At 73.1% G+C, this 2,542-nt stretch carries 2 protein-coding genes; one reads left to right on the forward strand and one right to left on the reverse strand.

Annotated features, from left to right (window positions below; genetic code table 11):
- Positions 1–181 precede the first annotated feature (181 nt).
- Complete coding sequence (locus HMPREF3105_RS11615; protein ID WP_070709742.1) at positions 182–1,054, reverse strand: thioredoxin domain-containing protein; 873 nt, start codon at positions 1,052–1,054, stop codon at positions 182–184.
- 107 nt (positions 1,055–1,161) lie between these two features.
- On the opposite strand from HMPREF3105_RS11615, the gene HMPREF3105_RS11620 reads away from it, so the two are divergent.
- Complete coding sequence (locus HMPREF3105_RS11620) at positions 1,162–2,463, forward strand: DUF4032 domain-containing protein (protein ID WP_070709744.1); 1,302 nt, start codon at positions 1,162–1,164, stop codon at positions 2,461–2,463.
- The last annotated feature ends 79 nt before the right edge of the window (positions 2,464–2,542 follow it).

Here is a 2,542-nt window from a genome sequence, read left to right on the forward strand (position 1 = left end):
CCCCTGCCGGATTCGAACCGGCGACCTGCTGTTTACAAGGCAGCTGCTCTGGCCAGCTGAGCTAAGGAGGCCTGCGGCCGGCGCCCGGGGGCGCCGCGGCCGACCCTCCCAGCGTACAAGGCCCGGGCGGACGACGCGGGGCGTCCCCGCGTGGGGACGCCCCGCGGACCTCGGCGCCGGGTCAGCCGGCGATCTTGGCGCCCGCCCATTCGATGAAGGTCTTGTCCTCGCCGTCGAGCGCCCAGTTCTTCCCGTCCACGAACACGGTGGGGGTGCCGGCCACGCCGGCGGCGCGCGCCTGGCGGGTGGTGTACTCGACCGCGGAGCGGAACGTGCCGTCCTCGACGCAGGAGGCGATGTCCGCGCCGTGCTCCTGCGCGAGCTGCGTGAGCGCCGCGTTGTCCAGGCCCTTGCCCTGGTGCTCGTCGTAGGCGGCGAACAGGGCGGATACGAAGCCGTTGTAGGCCTCGGGCTTCTGGTCCGCCACACAGTACGCGGCGTTGGCGGCGCGGGCCGAGTAGTTCTGGTTGTTCGGGGCGCTCAGGTAGTCCACCATCCGGTACTCGACCGTGACCTCGCCCTGCTCGAGCCACTGCTCGATCTGGTCCCCGTTGGTGGACTCGAAGTCCGCGCAGTGCACGCAGTTGAAATCCTCGTAGAGCACGATCCGCGTCGGCTCACCGTCACCACGGGCCTCGGTGTTCGGCAGGGTCTCGGGCTGGGAGCTCGCGGCCTGCTTCGGCACCTCGATCTTCGAGGGGTCGACCTCGCGTTCTCCCGCGCCCTCCGCCAGGTCCGTGGCCGAGGTCAACTCGATGCCGCCCTGCTCGTTCGCCACGGCGGGGATGGGGCCGGCGGCCGCGGCGTCGTCGCCGTTGCGGTTGAGCACGAACGCGACGACGAGGCCGATCACGAGCACCACCGCGAGGACCGAGCCCCAGATGACGCCGGTGCGGCGGCGACTGTCCTTCCTGCGCTGCTCCTCCTGGATCTGGCGGGCACGCGCACGAGCGTCCGTCGCCGAGGTGTGCGAGCCTGACGTGTTCCGGGCCAAGGGTCCTCCTCGTGGGGCAGTCGGTCCGGGTCGAGCACCGGAGCCGGCGGGCAGCGGGCGCGCCGCGCCAGGCGAGCATAGCGGCCCTGTCTGAAAGGATCGTGACCATGGACACCGCCGAGACCCCCTCCCCCGTCGATCGACTGACCATCACGGGCGCCCCGTCGGGGGACGCGACCGAGGACCCGGCGACGTCTCTGCTCGCCCTGCCCTGGGCGCTCCCCCTCGAGACGTGGCCGCGTGAGGTGCTGGCGGCCCTGCCGCGGGGCATCTCCCGTCACGTGGTGCGCTTCGCCCGGATGGGCGGGGGCATCGTGGCGGTGAAGGAGACCACTGAAGAACTCGCGTTCCACGAGTACCGGCTGCTGCGCCGGCTCGAGCGGAGCCCGGCGCCGTCGGTGGTGCCGGTGGCCGTGGTCACCGGACGCACGGAGGACGACGGCACGCCCCTGCCCGCCGCCCTCGTGACCAGGCACCTGCGCTTCTCCCTGCCGTACCGCGCCGTGTTCTCGGAGCGCCTCGAGCGCCGCACCCTCGTGCGGCTCATGGACGCGCTGGCGACCCTGCTCGTGGAGCTGCACCTCGAGGGGTTCTTCTGGGGTGACGTCTCCCTGTCCAACGTCCTGTTCCGGCGCGACGCGGGCGGGTTCGCCGCCCACCTGGTGGACGCCGAGACCGGCGAGCTCCGGCAGCGGCTGTCCACCGGCCAGCGCGAACACGACCTGGACGTGGCCGCCGTGAACGTGGGCGGCGAGCTGCTGGACCTGCAGGCCAGCGGGCTGCTGGACCCGGAGGTGGACCCCGTCACCACGCCGGACCTGCTCGTGGCGTCCTACCGACGGCTGTGGGACGAGCTGACCGAGCCTCTGCTGTTCCCCCGCGCCGAGCCGTGGCGCCTGGACCGCCGCGTCCGCCGCCTGCAGGAGCTCGGGTTCGAGCTGGCCGAGTACTCACTGCGCGCCGCCGACGCCCCCGGGATGATGATCGCCCGGCCCGTCGAGATCCACGCGGGCTACCACCGCCGTCGGCTGACCCGCCTCACGGGACTCGAGGTCCAGGAGAACCAGGCCCGCCGGCTGCTCGTGGACATCGAGGCCGCCCGCCGGGAGTGGGACCCGTACATGGACATCGAGGCTGCGGCGCACCGCTGGGTGGTGGAGGTGTTCGACCCCGTGGTCCGCTCGGTGCCCCTTGAGCTGCGAGCCAAGCTCGAGCCCGCCGAGGTGATGCACCAGCTCCTCGAGCACCGCTGGTACCTCTCCGAGGCCCGCGGCCAGGCCGTGCCCCTGCAGGAGGCGGTGGACTCCTACGTGGACACGGTGCTGCGGGCCCGCCGCGACGAGGACGCGGTGGCACTGCACCCCACGACCACCATGCTGCGCGCCGTCCCGCCTGCGGACGCGGACTGACGCCGGACGCGGCTCAGCGGCGCAGGAGCAGGAAGCCGGGGGCCGGGACCGCCGCCGGCACCGTGCCGGGGCCGAGCGG

The organism is Micrococcus sp. HMSC31B01, assembly GCF_001816085.1.
GTDB lineage: Bacteria > Actinomycetota > Actinomycetes > Actinomycetales > Micrococcaceae > Micrococcus > Micrococcus luteus.